The organism is Paenibacillus sp. W4I10, from assembly GCF_030816325.1.
In the GTDB taxonomy this organism is placed as follows: Bacteria; Bacillota; Bacilli; order Paenibacillales; family Paenibacillaceae; genus Paenibacillus; species Paenibacillus amylolyticus_B.
This window is the reverse complement of sequence record NZ_JAUSXX010000001.1, coordinates 958,947-975,368: the sequence shown is the minus strand read 5'-3', so window position 1 is coordinate 975,368 and position 16,422 is coordinate 958,947. Positions and strand designations below refer to the sequence as shown.

Here is a 16,422-nt window from a genome sequence, read left to right as displayed (position 1 = left end):
TGTTTGCCAAACCCAGATTCGTACATTTTATTACAATTTGATGATATTCAAATTCGAACCAAAACGAGAAAAAGCATTCCCGCAGCCGCCCTGAATAGTTAAATTCAAGGACAACTGCAGGAATGCTATATTTTCGGAATTAAAATTACTCGTTTGTGTCCATCCACTGGAAGTGGAATGAACCTTCTTTGTCCACACGTTTGAATGTGTGAGCACCGAAGTAGTCACGTTGTGCTTGCAGCAAGTTTGCTGGCAAACGCTCTGTACGGTAGCTGTCATAGTAAGACAGTGCGCTGGAGAATCCAGGTACTGGAATACCTTGTTTTACAGCAGCCGCTATAACTTCACGCCATGCGCCTTGATAAGATTCAACGATGTTTTGGAAGTAAGGATCCAAGAGCAGGTTTTTGAGTTCTGCATCTTTGTCATATGCTTCTTTAATGTTTTGCAAGAACTGCGAACGGATGATGCAGCCGCCACGGAAGATCATGGCAATGTTACCGTATTTCAGATCCCAGCCGTATTCATCGGAAGCTGCACGCATTTGTGCAAATCCTTGTGCATAGGATACGATTTTACTTGCAAACAATGCTTTACGTACGTTCTCGATGAATGCTTTTTTGTCGCCAGAGAATGCTTCAGTTGCTGGTCCACTCAGGATTTTGCTAGCTGCTACACGCTCGTCCTTCATGGCAGACAGGAAACGGGAGAATACGGATTCCGTAATCATGGACAATGGAACGCCGAGATCCAGCGCACTTTGGCTTGTCCATTTACCTGTTCCTTTTTGTCCAGCCGCGTCCAGAATAACGTCAACCATTGGTTTTCCTGTTTCTGGATCGTATTTGGAGAAGATATCTGCCGTGATTTCGATCAGGTAGCTGTCCAGCTCCCCTTGATTCCACTCAGTAAAGATCTCATGCAACTCTTCAACGGAAACGTTCAATACGGATTTGAGCAAGTGATAAGCTTCACCAATCAACTGCATGTCTCCGTACTCGATACCGTTATGCACCATTTTCACATAGTGTCCAGCACCGTCTGGTCCGATGTATGTGCTGCAAGCGTCATCGCCAACTTTAGCGGAGATCGCTGTCAGGATCGGTTCTACCAACTGATAAGCACTTTCCTGTCCACCTGGCATGATTGCCGGGCCTTTCAGGGCGCCTTCTTCACCACCGGATACACCTGCTCCGATGAAGCGGAAACCTTTTTCTTCCAGTTCTTTACTACGACGTTGTGTGTCAGGGAAGTAAGCATTACCTCCATCGATAATAATGTCGCCTTGATCCAGATGAGGAAGCAGTTGCTCGATCGTTGCATCTGTTGCTTTACCTGCTTGCACCATGATCAGAATTTTACGCGGAGACTCCAGGGATTCCACGAATTCTTCAATAGTGAACGCACCTGTCAGGTTTTTACCTTCTGCTTCTTTCAGAAGATCGTTCGTTTTCTCCGGGGAACGGTTAAATACCGATACCGAGAAACCTTTGCTTTCAATATTCAAAGCTAGGTTTTTACCCATTACTGCCAATCCAATAACACCAATCTGTTGTTTACTCATTATGTCCTCCCAATACTCCATTATTTATATAGTAAGTTAAAACGAATGAATGGTTATAGATTATTGTACTGTTTTTTTCCAGTCAGCTGCAAATTTGTCCATACCTTGATCTGTCAGCGGGTGTTTGGAGATTTGTTCAATGACGGAGAATGGAACAGTCGCGATATGTGCTCCCGCCATTGCTACACGTGTAACGTGATCCGGATGTCTTACGGAAGCCGCAATAATCTGTGCATCCAGGTTATGTGTACGGAACAATTCAGCAATTTTGGTAACCAATTGTACGCCATCCTCAGAGATATCATCAAGACGTCCCAGGAATGGAGATACATATGTCGCACCAGCACGAGCAGCCAGAAGCGCCTGGTTCACAGTGAAGATCAACGTTACGTTGGTTTTCACGCCTTTTTTGGTCAAGTAACGGCAAGCTTCAAGTCCTGCAAGTGTCATTGGCAATTTGATCGTAATGTTTTTGTCGCTGTTGTTAATTTTGATCAATTCGTTCGCTTGTGCAATCATATCTTCAGCAGTAAGGGCATCTGGTGTCACTTCCGCAGAAACGGACTCAACTTCAGGTACCAAACGCAAGATTTCTTCAATACGATCTTCGAATTTCACGCCTTCTTTGGCTACCAAAGATGGGTTTGTTGTTACACCAGACAATACACCGATTTTGTATGCTTTTTGGATATCTTCCACGTTAGCTGTATCGATAAAAAATTTCATAATTTAATTACCTCCAGATATAATTTTTTTTATGGTTTAGAGATTCGCATTAACCGCCAAGGGTATGCTATTTGTAACTACAGACTCCTGATCCGCCGGCTCATCAAACCACCAGTGGTGACCATCTTCTTCAAGCATAACATCTGATTCAGCTGGACCATAGCTACCTGCAGGATACAGGTGAAGTGGCAACAGATTTTCCTGGAATGCATCCAGAATGGGTTGCACCCACGCCCATGACAATTCTACTTCATCCCAGTGGGCAAAGAATGTTGGATCACCCAGCAAAGCATCACGAATCAGATTCTCGTAAGCTTCCGCGAGGTCACCTTTATCCGGAGAAAGATCGATGTGAACCGGTTTGAATTCACCTTTATTCTCAGGATCACTTGCGTTCAGTTGCAATGTCATGCTCTGATCCGGACTCATCTCAATGACGAGCAGGTTTGGCTTGGAACCCTTGTTTTTCAGCACATTTGTTTGTCCTGAAGGTTCTTTGAATTCAATCACGATACGTGTTGATTTCTCCTTCATTCTTTTACCCGTGCGAATGTAAAACGGAACACCACGCCAGAAGAAATCATCAATTTGCAATTTGGCAGCAATAAATGTGTCATTCATCGTATTCTCGGCTACACCCGGTTCAGCAGTATAAGCATTTACCGGTTTACCTTGAATGTTGCCATCTGCATACTGTCCACGGATGATGTTTGCGCCCACAGTTTGTTTTTGTAACGGCTGGATCGATTCCATAATGTGTTTTTTCTTCAATCCAACTTTTTCGGAAGTACTGTTGTATGGAAGCTGGATCGCCATCATCATGAGCAATTGCAACATATGATTCTGGAACATGTCTCGCACTGCACCTACATGATCATAATAGGATGCACGTTCTTCGACACCTACAGTCTCATTCGCTGTAATTTGCACATTGGAGATGTAGCGGTTGTTCCATAACGCCTTCATGATTGGGTTACTCTGATGTAACGTCTCCAGACGCTGTACCATCGGTTTGCCCAAATAGTGGTCAATCCGATAAATCTCTTCTTCCGTGAACGATTCGCTTAATTTGCGATTAAGGTCGCGGGCGGACTGCAGATCGTGACCAAATGGCTTCTCGATGACGAGACGCTTCCAGCCGTCTGTGGAACCCAGCCCACTTTGTTGAATGTTCTCTGCAATGGGTTCGAAGAATTCCGGACCAACCGAGAGATAAAACAAGCGGTTGGACGGAATGCCAAGCTCAGCTTCTCTTTGTTCAACTAATCCCAACAGCTTTATATAATCTTCCTTATGGCTTATATTCAATACACTGTAGCGGAAAGCTTTCACAAATGACTTCACAACTTCAGGATCAGCTTGGCGCCTGGAAAATTCATTTAATGATTTTTCCACTTGTGCCTGAAAGAATTCATCAGACCACTCTCTACGCCCCAGACCAATCAATGAGAAGGTTTCAGGAAGCTTCTGCTCAAGATATAAGTTATATAAGGCAGGATATATTTTTCTTTTGGCTAAATCGCCAGTAGCACCAAATAAAACAATGGTAGTTGGTTCCATCTCACCGTTCTCCTTCCAAGTAACTCTGGTTTCTTTGTTGTAGTTACACTATAATACGTTTTATAGCTATACAAGTAATTAATATATTTCACAGGAGCTATAGACCACATCTATGACAACAAATTACGAACTATATAAAGTCTTTTATTGGGCCGCCAAAACGGGAAGTTTGACACAGGCTGCGAAAGCACTGTATATCACTCAACCCAGCGTCAGTCATGCCATTAAGCAATTGGAAGAGAGCTTTGGTCTCACCTTGTTTTATCGAAATTCCAAGGGTGTAGCGCTGACACAGGAAGGTGCCAGTCTATACTCCTATATTGAACAATCCCAAATTCTGATCTCGCTTGCGGAAGAAAAAATGGCCGCACTGAAGAATCTGGACAATGGTGAACTCCGGATTGGTGGCAGTGACTCCCTGTTCAAGCATTACATGCTGGCGTATCTGGAGGAATTCCACACCCTGTATCCTAACATCAAGCTACATCTGAGTCATGGAACCACGCCGGAAGTGATTACCTTTCTGAAAGAAGGCAAGATTGATCTTGGTGTTGTTCGAATGCCCATTGTTGATCCGCAGCTCGAAGTCAGGGAAAGCATTCAGTTGAAAGACTGTTTTGTAGCTGGGGAACGTTATGCTCAGTTGAAGGGTAAAGTCATGACACTTGAGATGCTTCTGGAGCATCAACTGATCCTCTTCTCCCGGAACAGCCGTGTTCGAATGGCTATAACCGAGTTGTTTAACAGCTATAATTACACGTTGAAACCTGAGATTGAGGTTGGTAGCGTTGATCTGTTGATTGAGTTTGCGCGTCGAGGACTGGGGATTTCCTATGTCACACGTGAATTTATATCCAAAGAGCTGGAGGAAGGTTCTCTCTTCGAAATTCAGCTTGATGTCCCGCTCCCCCCTTCCCATGTGGGGATTATGACCAAACGAAATATGCCGATCTCTCTGGCTGCCAACCGGTTTATGGATCTCATTTTCAAAGCCTGAGTGGCCACAATGTCAAAAGGTACAACAAAGAGCCCCACCATCCAGTCATGGATGATGAGGCTCTTTGGCCTGCATAATGTTTGTGTTTATCTAACGATTAAAGACTCACCAGATAGGACGCGTCCAATATAAGGGCCACCTTACCATTACCGAGGATCGTTGCTCCAGATAGATGGTTCATCGCTCCCAGATACGTACCAAGCGTCTTAATAACGACTTCCTGATTTCCTATAATCTCATCTATCGAGTATGCTGCAATTTTGTCAACGGAACGCACGATCACCAGTGGAATGGTCTTGGATTTGCGGTCTGTTCGTGGATAGTTGAGCCTGTCGCACAGTCGGTGAAAAGGTACAATTCGTCCATGATTCAGGATCGCTTGTTGCCCCTGAATCATCTGAATATCTTCAGGTGAAATTCGAACAATCTCAGCAACATTATACATCGGCAAGATTAGCACACGACCTGATACTTTAACTAACAAACCTTTAATAATCGCCAATGTGAGTGGTAGACGAATCGTAAACGTGGTGCCAACACCAACCTCCGTATCAATATCAATGATACCGTTGAGACGCCCGATCTGGCTACGCACGATGTCCATTCCAACGCCGCGCCCCGATACTTCACTTACAGAAGAAGCTGTGGAGAAACCAGGCTCAAATATGAGATGGACAGCTTCCTGTGTTGTTAGGCGTGCAGCCTGTTCCTCACTAATGATACCTTTGCCCAAGGCGGAAGCTTTAATCTTCTCACCATCGATACCTTTACCATCATCCGAATAACGAATGACAACATGATTTTCTTCATGAAACGAAGTTAATGTAATACGTCCTTTGGACGGCTTATCGTTCTCCGCCCGAACCTCTGCACTTTCAATGCCATGATCAGCACTGTTGCGGATGAGATGGATCAGCGGGTCACTCAATTCTTCAATAATCATCCGGTCAAGCTCAGTCTCTCCACCTTGAATAACTAGTTCCAGATCCTTACCAAGCTTCTGCGATAGGTCACGAACCAATCTCGGGAAGCGACTGAATAGTTGATCAATGGGTAACATCCGTGTCTTCATCCGGGCCAGTTGTATTCACGTTAGGCAAGCTTTGTTTCGTTTGCTCTGTTTCAGAGATTAATTCAAGTGGTGCAGACATCGCTGCAACCTCATTGGATTCCAGCAGATATGGAACAATCTCCGGCATATGTATATCCGAGTCTGAAGACAGGTCTGCCTTAAGCTGTTGTGTGTCCTTTGACGTTTTATACTTACATATATACGTATATTCAACATTCTGCATTGACTTTCACATACATCTCCATACAAAATTTCATGTAATATGGTCTTCTTATATTTACATAAGAAGTTGTATAGTTCTTACGTCTAACAAATATCATTTTCCATGAGTGAAAATTATGTATTTCGCTGTAAACACTCAACATTTCAAGACTTAAGTCCAATAAATACTTACACATACTGAGTCCATTTTCCCATAAAAAAAACCAAACCCGAATAAACAAAGTTTGGTTTTGAAGCGAAAAAATACACTTAAAATTAACATAAAACCCGTTTAAAACTAATTACTCATGTGTTATATAACTGCTCCAGTTCCATTAAGCGGTCCTTAATCCTGTGCGGAATAATATCAAACAGATTATCCCACGTCATGAACATCTCCGGTTTTAGTAAATATTCTTCGAACTCCATGGTAGGTACAAACGCTTTGGTCTGCAGATAACGCTCCACCTGAGCATCGATCTGTTCATTCGTTTCAAAATAATCTTGAAACAACTCATTCACAAGTAGCCCATCACATCCAGCTTCGGCACCTGCTGCACTATACAGGTTTGGCAATAACTCAAATACAACCGGAAGTGGTGAGAAAGCATGTTTGCCAGGCTGAGAGTACAGACATACATGATGTCCAACCACATTGACCCGTTCCTTCAATAATCCGCGCAGCACTTTCCCATGAAAGCTGGCTTCACAGTCTACCACCTCTCCGTCATGACCCACATAAACCCATACATGCTCCATTTCATACAGATGTCCAATCTCATAATCCCACCAGATTGCATATTCAATTACGTATTGTACTGCTTCGGTCGGAAACTTAATATCCCTTCTGAACGATGGTGAAGGCCCAGATTGATGCAACACAGAAATGCCAACTAAATCAGGATAAAAGGGTTCGGCTCTGTCAAACATCAAAACAGGTGCATAACTCATTGCAGTTTCAAGCGTTTTCATTTCTGACATGTTCATTCATGAGTCCTCCGTTTTTGTTGGATGTTCATACTATACTAACGATTATTACATCAACACGTCAAAAAACCTGAAACTGTTATTCTCCAGTTACAGGCTCTGTACTTTGATAATAAATAAGGAATCTTGAATTAAGATTTCAGCTTATTGGATGGTGACACGGACGTCTTGGAAGGTGAAGTCGATTGATCAGAAACCTGCGTATCACATCCTATTGGTGGGCCTAGAATCGCATCATTTTTAATAGACGCAACAGCTCTCGCATATGCCTCTTCATCCAAACAGTACGCGCGGTGAGCCACCTCCGGCGGTGTAGCTGCCAAGAAATCCGCTCCAAACACAATATCAGGGGTTGGTTGATCAAAGATGGTTAATACATATACATCATCTGTCTCAGCAACAAACCAGTGAAACCAGCCTTTCGGAAATACCACAACCTGCCCTGGTTTCAGACGATATGTCAATCGTTCACGCGTAAACGGATTGAAGACTGACGCTGTAACTTCACCGCTGATAACCACAATCATCTCCGTGACATTGGTATGCCAGTGTGGCTGCACAATAATTCCTTTGCTTAAGTACACGTTGAAGAAACCATTTGCAATGGTCGGCAGCTGTTCTCCAAACAACTGGGTTACATAGTTGCGTGAATCCCTCTGATAATTGACAACCGCATTGGAATCGGCTGCCAGCGGAACATTCGGGGCTTGTAAAATCGGATTCATCATACGATCATTTCTCCTCCTTGGGCATACACCTCATTGTTGTACTGTATGCCGGAGAATAGAAAGATAATACCGTTGACACATGTTATATATTGTTTTTAATCCTGAACATTAGGTTTCTTAGAATCATGTATAAACAAACTAGACTTGACCAGGGAATCTGCCTCCGGCTGCAATGCCCTGGGGTGATATGCGATCTATCTGGTTCATCTCATCATCCGTAAGCGAAACCTGTAGCGCTCCTAAGTTCTCGTGAACTCTTTCCAAGTTCCGAGTCCCCGGGATCGGAACGATATGTTCTCCCTTTCCAAGCAACCAGGCCAGAGCAAGTTGAGAGACCGTGCATCCTTTTTGCTTAGCCATCTCTTGGATCAATCCAACAACCTCCAAATTTTTCTGAAAGTTCTCACCTTGGAAACGCGGATAGTGACGACGATAATCATCTTCCGGCAAATCGTCTATAGAACGGATCTGACCTGTCAGGAAGCCCCGTCCCAATGGGCTGTATGGAACCAAGCCAATGTTCAATTCATGCAGGACAGGCATAATCTCATCCTCAAGCTCTCGACTCCATAATGAATATTCAGTCTGCAACGCTGTAATCGGATGAACAGCATGTGCACGCCGAATGATCTCTACTGGCGCTTCGGACAAACCAATATATCGAATCTTCCCCTGTTGAACCAGATCGGCAAGTGTGCCTACCGTCTCTTCAATGGGTGTATTCGGATCAGGACGATGCTGATAATACAGATCGATATAATCCATTCCCAGATTGTAAAGACTCGCATCTACTGACTTTTTAATGTAGGCCGGATCTCCCTTGGGCCCCTGTGTGTGCGTAATACCGAATTTAGTGGCAACGATTGCCTTGGATCTTCGACCTTGAAGCGCGCGTCCAAGCAGTTTTTCATTCCCTCCAAATCGCTGTTTTTCATACTCTCCGTACAGATCCGCCGTATCAAACATGGTAACTCCTGCATCCAGCGCACCCTGAATGGTATGTACCGATTCGTCATTATCCGGCATCATCATCACACCCAGGCCGAGCGCAGATATTCGTAATTTATCATTTCCCAGTGTTCTTGTTTTGAGCATGAGGCTCCCTCTTTTCATCTTGAAATAGAAACGTTAACTAGAAACGTATGAACTTGAGTTCATTCTATTTCACTCCCGAGACCCCAACCACACTCTGTTTATGCTAGTAAAGAAATTACCAGTTTGATTAACTTTCTATATGGCAACAGGAACGTAAATACAACAATGAATGCCTGATTGGCTGTTCAGATTATTCATGGAAAAGATATCGTATGCATGCACAACGCCATCTGCCCGATCCGTCGTTTCAAGCAGGACACGATTGACTTGTTTTAATTCAACCTGGTGCAGGTTCCAGATCGTTCGGAAGTCTACACTTTCTTCACTCAATTGTTTCACGATTCTGCTAAATTCGGGGTCACTCGGGTACTTGTCATAATACGTACGGAATACGGCTACCGAGTGCCGCGCGAATTCCTCCCAGTTGTGCATACGCTCCCTGAGCGCTGCATCTAAAAATAAAATCCGCATCATTAAACGCTCATTCACATGCATCGACGAGAAGTTGAAAAGGTTCGTATCTGCAGCTTCATTCCAGGCAAGTACCTCAGAACGTTCATTGGTAATAAAGGAAGGATGAGTCAACTGGCCAATAATGCTCTGCCACCCTGGCTCCAGTTGCGAATACGAAGCAAGGAATTCATGTTCCGTATTAGGGTCCCATAAGTCAAATAGATGACTCTTCTCTTCCAGGGTTAAACGGAGCGCATTCGCTATACTCTGCATCACTTCTCGTGAAGCCGCCAACTCCCTACCCTGTTCGAGCCACGTGTAATACGTTGCACTGACACCAGCCAATACCGCTACTTCTTCCCGCCGTAGACCGGGTGTTCTTCGCTGTCCATAAGATCCTGACAATCCAACTTGTTCCGGTTGAATGCGGCTTCTCCGTGATTTCAAGAACTCACCCAGTTTTTTGTTACGGCTCATACTTGTATCCATAGACATCGTTCCTTTTTATAAAAGTATTCAAGCCTATTCGACTCTATCCAAAATGGTAGTCTCTGAATGACTTTGATATAATTCATCTATTATTAGTTCTGCAGAATACTTGGTTTACAAGTAGCTTAGCATCGATTGGTGCAGAACGAAAGGAGCATAACATGATCCCTAATGTTGGAGATGTATACTGCGTGTACGTCGAAAAATTACAACAATATACCGCCTGCCAGGTAACTGGACTGAAAGAAACGGAGGGTAAAACTTCCGACATGCTTGCCTCCGTCCTTCAGTTGGATTGGACTGGTGATCAACTGCCTAATGAAATGCAGCTTCATCAGATGAAACCGCTGATCTGTAACTTCTATTTCTGGCATGATCGACTTGCCCATAGTTTCGTGAGTGCTAATGTTCCTTCACGGTATGTACTTGCAGGCAATATCCCTCCTCTCTACACCGAGGAAACAAATACGTATGGCGGAGGCTGGCCGATCGGAGAAAGTCTCTATCTCCAGCGTGAATGGGATGGTATCGATGCGACCCGAAGAGCGCAGTTCAAACAAGCTACGGATGAGGACGAAGAAGTGATGGTTGGCGATCGTGTAATGCGGCGCAGTACGAGTACACTCCGCGATTTCAGCCCTAAATCTTCTGAAGATGTAGTCGAACTCGCAAAACTACCTTGTCTGACACATATTGAAATGGATGGATATACGGAATCGATCTTTACATTTATAGAAGACAACCCGTTCATTAATGAACTTCATATCATACATCATGGTCAAACGATGCTGGATATCAGCAACAGTCATCTGACCAAACTTATTGTGGATGTCAGCGGGTTGAAGGAGTTAATTTTGAACACAAAGATGAAGAGTCTGAATTTCACAGGAGAGGTGTCTCCTGATCTGCGTATCGTGGCTTATGAAGACGGTAAATGCATCACTCTCAATGTTCCATCGGGCCTGCCACAGGTTACGGGTATCTCACGACTTGAAGGTCTGTATATCAGAGATATTACGGAACTCAATCTGGAGCCACTTGTGCAGTATTATCCTGAGCTTTCAGAGTTACGATTGTGGGGTAAACCCGGCAATGTATCCCATATAGATTCGATTCAGCATTTGGCAAATCTGCAGACCTTCACTACATATGACCTGTTCGGTTTCAATGGTGAACAATTCCCTGATCCAGAGCAACTTCCGAAATTGGCTAAGCTGTGGCTAACCAGCCTGCCTGCCGATGCAGCCAAATCAATCAAAACAAGATATAAAAAATCCGCTGCTGCCGGACTTGATATGGAAATCACCAAAGCACGCAAACCCGAATGGCTTGCGGAGAACCTGAACAATCCGTTTCGGGATTGGGATGGGCGGGACCACATTAAGGCAGCTCACGCCCAAAAAGCAGCTCAATTGTACAAACAGTGCTTGAAGGAAATACGTCAGTTAAGTCAAGATTTTAACAATCAGGAAGCTATGCACAAACAACTCGTCTCCATGGTTGAGAACTACACACAGACCTTCAACAAGATGGATGCCAAGACCGGCTTTATTGAAACTATTGAGCGGGAAGAGATTTATGTTGTTCTAGCAGCGTTGCTAGAGCAGTTACAGCAGAATTTGGAACTGCGTCAAGATGATTCGGTAGAAGTTAATCACGAGGAATTATATGAGGTATTTGATCGTTTGAGGGATTTCTAGTTTACGCAAAAAGGGTCCTGTTATGAAAATGGCGGGACCCTCTTTGGCACCCCCGACCTCAAGTGTCGTAACTAACCAGATAATGATGAAGTTCCGTGTTATAACAGCCGATACTGTGCTCAATTAATCTGCCTTCTCCGTCGAAGGAGTTACGGAGGCGCTTAAGCACATGCGTCCCCGGGGGGATCTTCAGTAGCTGGCATACCTCAGGGGCTGCCAGCTCCACAAAGAAACGGTCTTTGAAGTTCTCCAGCAAAATGTTGTTCTCCTCCAGTGAGTCATACAGCGATTGAATGTCTCCATTCATCTCTTCCATGCCTCCGCCGGGCAATGCAGCTGCTGCCAAGAAGTGTATCAGATGAATATAAGGTTGTCCGTTAAGAATGTAAAGCCTTTCAATCCGCTGGCAATACGGCCCGTAGCGATCATATTCCTCCGTTCCGGTATCATTGGTGAGTAAACGGGAATTCAGAACTTTCTTTTCCAGCTTATGGCCCTCTTCTACGAGCAGCTCCGTAAACCGTTTGCCCTTTGAGAGCTTCTGATGAGAGGTATTGCGCAACACAATCGTCCCAACACCGCTTTTTTTCTGCACGTAACCTTCCTGGGACAGCTCTTGGACCGCACCGCGGACTGTCATTTTACTGACGCCAAATTCTTTCTCCAGCTGCGGTTCGGAGGGGATGATGCTTCCGAGAGGATATACGCCATGTAGAATCCGATCTTTGAGAATTTTTTGGATTTGCTGATATAAAGGACCTTGCTTGCGCTTCAGAGACACTCACTGTTCACTACCTTTCAATATCTGAGGTATGGTCCGACAGCGCCCGGAGCACCTCATTCTCGGTAAAAAGCGCTGTATCACCTTGAGTGGTATGGGCCAGCATCGCTGCCGCCACTGCCATATTAACCGTATGTTCCTGTGGATACTGCTGCAATTCCCCATGGATGATGGTGCTAGCAAATACATCGCCGGCACCGATCCGGTCATACACCGGGAACGTCAGCTTGCGGGAAAATACGAACGTACCTTGATGATAGATATATCCTGTCAAGGAATGCGTATGGTCAGCGTTAATCTCACGGTGAGTTCCTGCTACCGTTCCGATTCCGAATCGCTGTGCAACTTCAGGAATCGCTTGCTTCATCTGTGTTATTCTATCACATTCTCCGGTTACGATGCCAAGAATGCACTTCGCATCCTTCTCATTCATTAACACCAGATCTGCCAGCCCCAGCAGTTCCTCATAATGCGGGCGGGCCTTGACATAACCATCTGTCCCCCATAACGTAGGACGGTAATTACAATCAAACACAACCTTGCCCCCAGCACTCTTCACTTCCTCAGCAAGTCGTTTCATCTGCTTGCGCACGCCATCATTCATAGCCAGCGTAATGCCACATAAATGAAGAACGTCGACTCGGGAGGCAAGATCTTTCATATCATAATTGTCTGCGTCCGCGGTATTGAAACTGCTGCCCAGCCGGTCTGTGTAAGTAACTCTGCCAGGGCGGGCTCCAAAGCCATTCTCCAGAAAGTACATCCCAAGGTGTTTACCGCCCTGCCTAATAAGAGAGGTATCCACCCCAAGCTTGCGCAGATAAGCGATAGCCGCTTCGCCCACCGGAGTTTCCGGCAAGGTCGTAATAAGAGCGCCATAATGGCCGTATCTGGCTAATGCTGCCGTTACATTCACCCCGCTACCGGAAAAAGAATATTCCAGCCTGCTGCTCTGGACCAGCGTTTCGTAGCCCGGAACCTGCAGCCGCATCATCACTTCGCCAAAAGCAGCAACCCTAGGCATATCGGTCCACCAGCGATTTCATTGTTTCGAGCAGGCTGCGGACATCCTGTACGTTCGTACTCCCGGTCTGTGAATCAATAATTGAAGAATAGACATGTGGTATAACCTGAGGTACGCCTGCCTGAAGTGCAATCTCTAGAATGGGTCCAAAGTTGTCCAGATCAATTCCGCCTGTAGGCTCCAGAGCAAAAGCCGCTTCTCCACAAGCCTTGGCAACAGCACGGTACTCCTCTTCCAGCTTCAACCCCTGCATCGGATAATATTTGAGCGCGTTCCCTCCCATGTCACGAACCAGTGCAATGGCGGCATGAACCGGAACAATGGCCTGCGGAGTGGTTACTGAACTGATGGGGCCAGTCGATATATTTACATAACCTGGCTGACCGCATGGAGATACCAGGCAGTTAATCCAACTATCTTTAGGTCCCAGATTGGCACGGGTTGCCCCGACTGCCGGGAATACCTGATTGATATGGCTTCCCGGATAGCTGGCGACAATCTCCGCCACAACTGCAGCCTGACGGCTGTCTCCGGCCCCGAGTCCAATAGATACGGCATCTTGAATAGCCTGACCATATTCAGTCATGGCAACTACAGCTTCTTCCGACGTAGCATAATTTTTGGAGAGCACACCAATAAGTACATATCCTTCCGCAGCCTCGTACACATCCTTGGCGTTCCCGATACTCCCGGCCAATACATTAATTGCGGCCCTGTTCCTATACAGACACTGCTGAATATGACTCATTCTGGTTTACCTCCCACGATTTCATGTATTCTGCTGACGATGACCTGCGTATCATCCCCTTGTAGCGACCTTGGATCAATATCGAAATAACCCTGCTTGACGCCATAGTCTCGGGTATATACCGCAATTGCACCTTCACGTAGCTGGTCATTCATTTTCTTCGCATCCACCCCAGCAAGAGAGGAATCAATCTGGACACGTCCCCGGAAAATCGATCTGCCGGCTTCATCCTGCACGATGCGGACCGAAACACCAGGAAGTCTATCCAGTGGCTGAAGAGCCTCCAGCGTCTGCTTCTCTCGTTCACTATTATCCGCTTTGTCCTGGTATTCCTCTAGCGCTTGAAGTAACCCAAAAATGGTCTCTTTGCCGACCTTCATGCTGCGGCCAATCCCGTGTAGCTGTACCTTAAGCCACTCCACGTATTTATTTTTGCCGACGACAATGCCGGAAGTAGGGCCTTCAATAGCTTTCGACCCGCTGTAAATGGCCAGATCCGAAAGTTGGATATATTTGTGCAGATCCTCTTCCGCTGCCGCATCAACAATCAGCGGCACCCCTCTACGCTGTGCAACCTCCCACGCCTCTTCCACAGAAATCATGTTCTTCTGGACAGCGTGATGGGATTTAACATAAAAAATGGCTGCAGTGTGTTCACCGATCGCCTGATCGATATGTTCCTTACGGCCTTCATTGGCATACCCGACTTCTACTACCCGGCCGCCGCCAAGGAATATCATGGTTTCGACCGGCGCTCCATATTGCACATTATGGCCCTTTAGCATAATAATTTCATTTTCCAATATCGGCTCCTGGTGCAGACGAAGGCTGAGACGTGAATCTCCGGCAGTCACAATGGCTGCCACTGACAGCGCTATACCACTGGATGCGGAGTTCACCACAACCGCGCTTTCCGAACCAAGTAACTGTGCAATATATTCTCCGGATTTGTCCACAAGATCCGCAATTTCCACGTACTGCTGTCCGCCCTGTTTCATCGCATCCATGACTGAATCCGTTGGTGCGGAAACGCCAAGGATGCTCATTCTTCCACTGGCATTAATAACACGCTTCAATCCATATTTAGCCTGTAATGAGTGACCCATTAGCAAAGACTCCTTTAGCCTCAATATAGTGTTGCGTGACCCGGACATCACCTTCCGAGTCCTTAAGTTGCTTTTCGCCTGCTTCCAGGGAAAATAAAGTCAGGTTCGCCTGCTGTCCCACCCTAATCTGCCCGAGCTCCGGCTTACCGAGCCACTCCGCTGGACTTCTTGTAACCGCACGGATCACCTCTTCCAGACTGTAGCCGAGGTACAGAAATTTCGTCAGCACATTCGACATACTGTATACCGGACCATTCATACGGTTGCCTCGGTAAATGTCCGTACTGATTGTATTCAGCGCAATGCCTGCAGCCTTGGCCTGTTCTGCAATCCGGAAGGAAAAGCTCGCTGTGCCATGCCCCACATCCAGTTGAACTCCCCGAGCAGCTGCATCCAGTAGTTCTTGCAGCGGTGTGCCGTCCGCATGAAACAGATTGTTGGACTTGCCATTAAGGTAATGGGTGATTACATCGCCAGACTGTAGTAGCTCCAGCACATCAGAGATCGCGGGCGGAGCAGAACCGATGTGAACCATGAGTGGAAGCTTCGTTTTTTCCGAGAGTGTGCGTGCCAACTTGAGTGGCTGTATGCCGCTGTCTTTGACGACACTTTGGCTGATGCGGGCCTTCAGACCAACAATGAAATCAGGATAAGCCGCTGCCGCCTCCAGGACCTTGGCCTGGTCAATCCATTCCAACTGCGACAGTTCATCCGTCCGTTCGAGCCCGATGCTTGAAATGTTCAACAGAGCAAATACTTGTGTAGCAGCCTGTAGTCTTGCGGTATAAAAAGCTCCAATTCGATCTGCACCGCAGCTTCCAGCATCTACAAGCGTTGTTACCCCCTGCTTCACACCAATTTCGTCGATATCATCGCCATAGGGATCAAGCTCCTGGACGGCATGCACATGCAGATCAATCCACCCACTAGACACATATAACCCTGAACAATCCAGCTCATTTTCTCCTTCAACCTGTCCTGGCGGTGTAATGGCGGTGATGATCCCGTCCTGAATGGCGATATCCATAATTCGCCCATCAACAAGCTGCAGATTGCGCAGCACATTCTCTGTGCCCACTCATCCCATCTCCTTTTTCAACCCCGGTATACAGGCAAAATCCAAAAAATGATTCATGAAATCTGTACTTCCAAATAGGCAAAAATAAGCCTGATGAGCTACTTTATTCTAAA

At 45.9% G+C, this 16,422-nt stretch carries 16 protein-coding genes; 2 read left to right on the top strand and 14 right to left on the bottom strand.

Annotated elements, in window-relative coordinates; genetic code table 11:
* Window positions 1-145 precede the first annotated feature (145 nt).
* From gndA to zwf, 3 genes are read right to left on the bottom strand one after another with little or no spacing between them, the layout of a single operon-like run.
* Window positions 146-1,564, bottom strand: coding sequence for an NADP-dependent phosphogluconate dehydrogenase (gndA, locus tag QF049_RS04460; RefSeq protein ID WP_124116334.1), 1,419 nt, complete (start codon window positions 1,562-1,564; stop codon window positions 146-148).
* 60 nt (window positions 1,565-1,624) lie between these two features.
* A complete protein-coding gene (gene fsa, locus QF049_RS04455; protein WP_091020607.1) occupies window positions 1,625-2,290 on the bottom strand; it encodes a fructose-6-phosphate aldolase in 666 nt (221 codons plus the stop codon).
* Between the two features lie 36 nt (window positions 2,291-2,326).
* A complete protein-coding gene (gene zwf / locus QF049_RS04450; RefSeq protein WP_307535129.1) occupies window positions 2,327-3,850 on the bottom strand; it encodes a glucose-6-phosphate dehydrogenase in 1,524 nt (507 codons plus the stop codon).
* Window positions 3,851-3,962: 112 nt separating this feature from the next.
* Here zwf and QF049_RS04445 point away from each other — a divergent pair, with 112 nt between their 5' ends.
* The gene (locus QF049_RS04445) at window positions 3,963-4,847 is read left to right on the top strand and encodes a LysR family transcriptional regulator (protein ID WP_076328475.1); all 885 of its coding nucleotides are present in this window, start codon (window positions 3,963-3,965) and stop codon (window positions 4,845-4,847) included.
* A 97-nt stretch (window positions 4,848-4,944) separates the two neighbouring features.
* Here the strand turns inward: QF049_RS04445 and QF049_RS04440 are convergent, their stop codons facing one another.
* The 6 genes from QF049_RS04440 to QF049_RS04415 form a co-directional block, all read right to left on the bottom strand.
* The gene (locus QF049_RS04440; protein WP_307535126.1) at window positions 4,945-5,919 is read right to left on the bottom strand and encodes a chemotaxis protein CheA; all 975 of its coding nucleotides are present in this window, start codon (window positions 5,917-5,919) and stop codon (window positions 4,945-4,947) included.
* Entirely contained in the window at window positions 5,894-6,142 is a 249-nt protein-coding gene (locus tag QF049_RS04435; protein WP_307535124.1) for a hypothetical protein, read from the bottom strand. The genes QF049_RS04440 and QF049_RS04435 overlap by 26 nt, the downstream gene beginning before the upstream one ends.
* 284 nt (window positions 6,143-6,426) lie before the next feature.
* Window positions 6,427-7,107, bottom strand: a complete 681-nt coding sequence (locus tag QF049_RS04430; protein ID WP_307535123.1) for a hypothetical protein — start codon at window positions 7,105-7,107, stop codon at window positions 6,427-6,429.
* Between the two features lie 131 nt (window positions 7,108-7,238).
* On the bottom strand, window positions 7,239-7,835 hold the full coding sequence (locus tag QF049_RS04425; RefSeq protein ID WP_307535121.1) for a cupin domain-containing protein: 597 nt from the start codon (window positions 7,833-7,835) through the stop codon (window positions 7,239-7,241).
* Between the two features lie 138 nt (window positions 7,836-7,973).
* Entirely contained in the window at window positions 7,974-8,930 is a 957-nt protein-coding gene (locus tag QF049_RS04420) for an aldo/keto reductase (RefSeq protein ID WP_307535120.1), read from the bottom strand.
* 135 nt (window positions 8,931-9,065) lie between these two features.
* Window positions 9,066-9,872: a helix-turn-helix transcriptional regulator gene (locus tag QF049_RS04415; protein ID WP_307535118.1), complete on the bottom strand. Its 807-nt coding sequence runs from the start codon at window positions 9,870-9,872 to the stop codon at window positions 9,066-9,068.
* Between the two features lie 161 nt (window positions 9,873-10,033).
* Between QF049_RS04415 and QF049_RS04410 the strand changes: the two genes are divergently transcribed.
* A complete protein-coding gene (locus tag QF049_RS04410) occupies window positions 10,034-11,572 on the top strand; it encodes a hypothetical protein (RefSeq protein ID WP_307535116.1) in 1,539 nt (512 codons plus the stop codon).
* 58 nt (window positions 11,573-11,630) lie between these two features.
* Here QF049_RS04410 and QF049_RS04405 read toward each other — a convergent pair whose 3' ends face one another.
* Genes QF049_RS04405 through QF049_RS04385 form a run of 5 tightly spaced genes read right to left on the bottom strand, consistent with a single transcriptional unit; the run spans window position 11,631 to window position 16,258 of the window.
* Window positions 11,631-12,353: a GntR family transcriptional regulator gene (locus QF049_RS04405; protein ID WP_307535114.1), complete on the bottom strand. Its 723-nt coding sequence runs from the start codon at window positions 12,351-12,353 to the stop codon at window positions 11,631-11,633.
* 10 nt (window positions 12,354-12,363) lie between these two features.
* Entirely contained in the window at window positions 12,364-13,377 is a 1,014-nt protein-coding gene (locus tag QF049_RS04400; protein WP_307535112.1) for a sugar kinase, read from the bottom strand.
* On the bottom strand, window positions 13,370-14,125 hold the full coding sequence (gene dagF / locus QF049_RS04395; RefSeq protein ID WP_307535109.1) for a 2-dehydro-3-deoxy-phosphogluconate aldolase: 756 nt from the start codon (window positions 14,123-14,125) through the stop codon (window positions 13,370-13,372). The genes QF049_RS04400 and dagF overlap by 8 nt, the downstream gene beginning before the upstream one ends.
* The gene (locus QF049_RS04390) at window positions 14,122-15,231 is read right to left on the bottom strand and encodes a DgaE family pyridoxal phosphate-dependent ammonia lyase (protein WP_307535107.1); all 1,110 of its coding nucleotides are present in this window, start codon (window positions 15,229-15,231) and stop codon (window positions 14,122-14,124) included. Before QF049_RS04390 ends, dagF begins: the two co-directional genes overlap by 4 nt.
* Window positions 15,209-16,258: an amidohydrolase/deacetylase family metallohydrolase gene (locus QF049_RS04385; protein WP_307543096.1), complete on the bottom strand. Its 1,050-nt coding sequence runs from the start codon at window positions 16,256-16,258 to the stop codon at window positions 15,209-15,211. Before QF049_RS04385 ends, QF049_RS04390 begins: the two co-directional genes overlap by 23 nt.
* Window positions 16,259-16,422 lie beyond the last annotated feature (164 nt).

Coding starts and splice junctions, on each gene's coding strand:
- gndA (WP_124116334.1), bottom strand. CDS start 1,564: ATGAGTAAACAACAGATTGGTGTTATTGGATTGGCAGTAATGGGTAAA.
- fsa (WP_091020607.1), bottom strand. CDS start 2,290: ATGAAATTTTTTATCGATACAGCTAACGTGGAAGATATCCAAAAAGCA.
- zwf (WP_307535129.1), bottom strand. CDS start 3,850: ATGGAACCAACTACCATTGTTTTATTTGGTGCTACTGGCGATTTAGCC.
- QF049_RS04445 (WP_076328475.1), top strand. CDS start 3,963: ATGACAACAAATTACGAACTATATAAAGTCTTTTATTGGGCCGCCAAA.
- QF049_RS04440 (WP_307535126.1), bottom strand. CDS start 5,919: ATGAAGACACGGATGTTACCCATTGATCAACTATTCAGTCGCTTCCCG.
- QF049_RS04435 (WP_307535124.1), bottom strand. CDS start 6,142: ATGCAGAATGTTGAATATACGTATATATGTAAGTATAAAACGTCAAAG.
- QF049_RS04430 (WP_307535123.1), bottom strand. CDS start 7,107: ATGAACATGTCAGAAATGAAAACGCTTGAAACTGCAATGAGTTATGCA.
- QF049_RS04425 (WP_307535121.1), bottom strand. CDS start 7,835: ATGATGAATCCGATTTTACAAGCCCCGAATGTTCCGCTGGCAGCCGAT.
- QF049_RS04420 (WP_307535120.1), bottom strand. CDS start 8,930: ATGCTCAAAACAAGAACACTGGGAAATGATAAATTACGAATATCTGCG.
- QF049_RS04415 (WP_307535118.1), bottom strand. CDS start 9,872: ATGGATACAAGTATGAGCCGTAACAAAAAACTGGGTGAGTTCTTGAAA.
- QF049_RS04410 (WP_307535116.1), top strand. CDS start 10,034: ATGATCCCTAATGTTGGAGATGTATACTGCGTGTACGTCGAAAAATTA.
- QF049_RS04400 (WP_307535112.1), bottom strand. CDS start 13,377: ATGCCTAGGGTTGCTGCTTTTGGCGAAGTGATGATGCGGCTGCAGGTT.
- dagF (WP_307535109.1), bottom strand. CDS start 14,125: ATGAGTCATATTCAGCAGTGTCTGTATAGGAACAGGGCCGCAATTAAT.
- QF049_RS04390 (WP_307535107.1), bottom strand. CDS start 15,231: ATGGGTCACTCATTACAGGCTAAATATGGATTGAAGCGTGTTATTAAT.
- QF049_RS04385 (WP_307543096.1), bottom strand. CDS start 16,258: ATGGATATCGCCATTCAGGACGGGATCATCACCGCCATTACACCGCCA.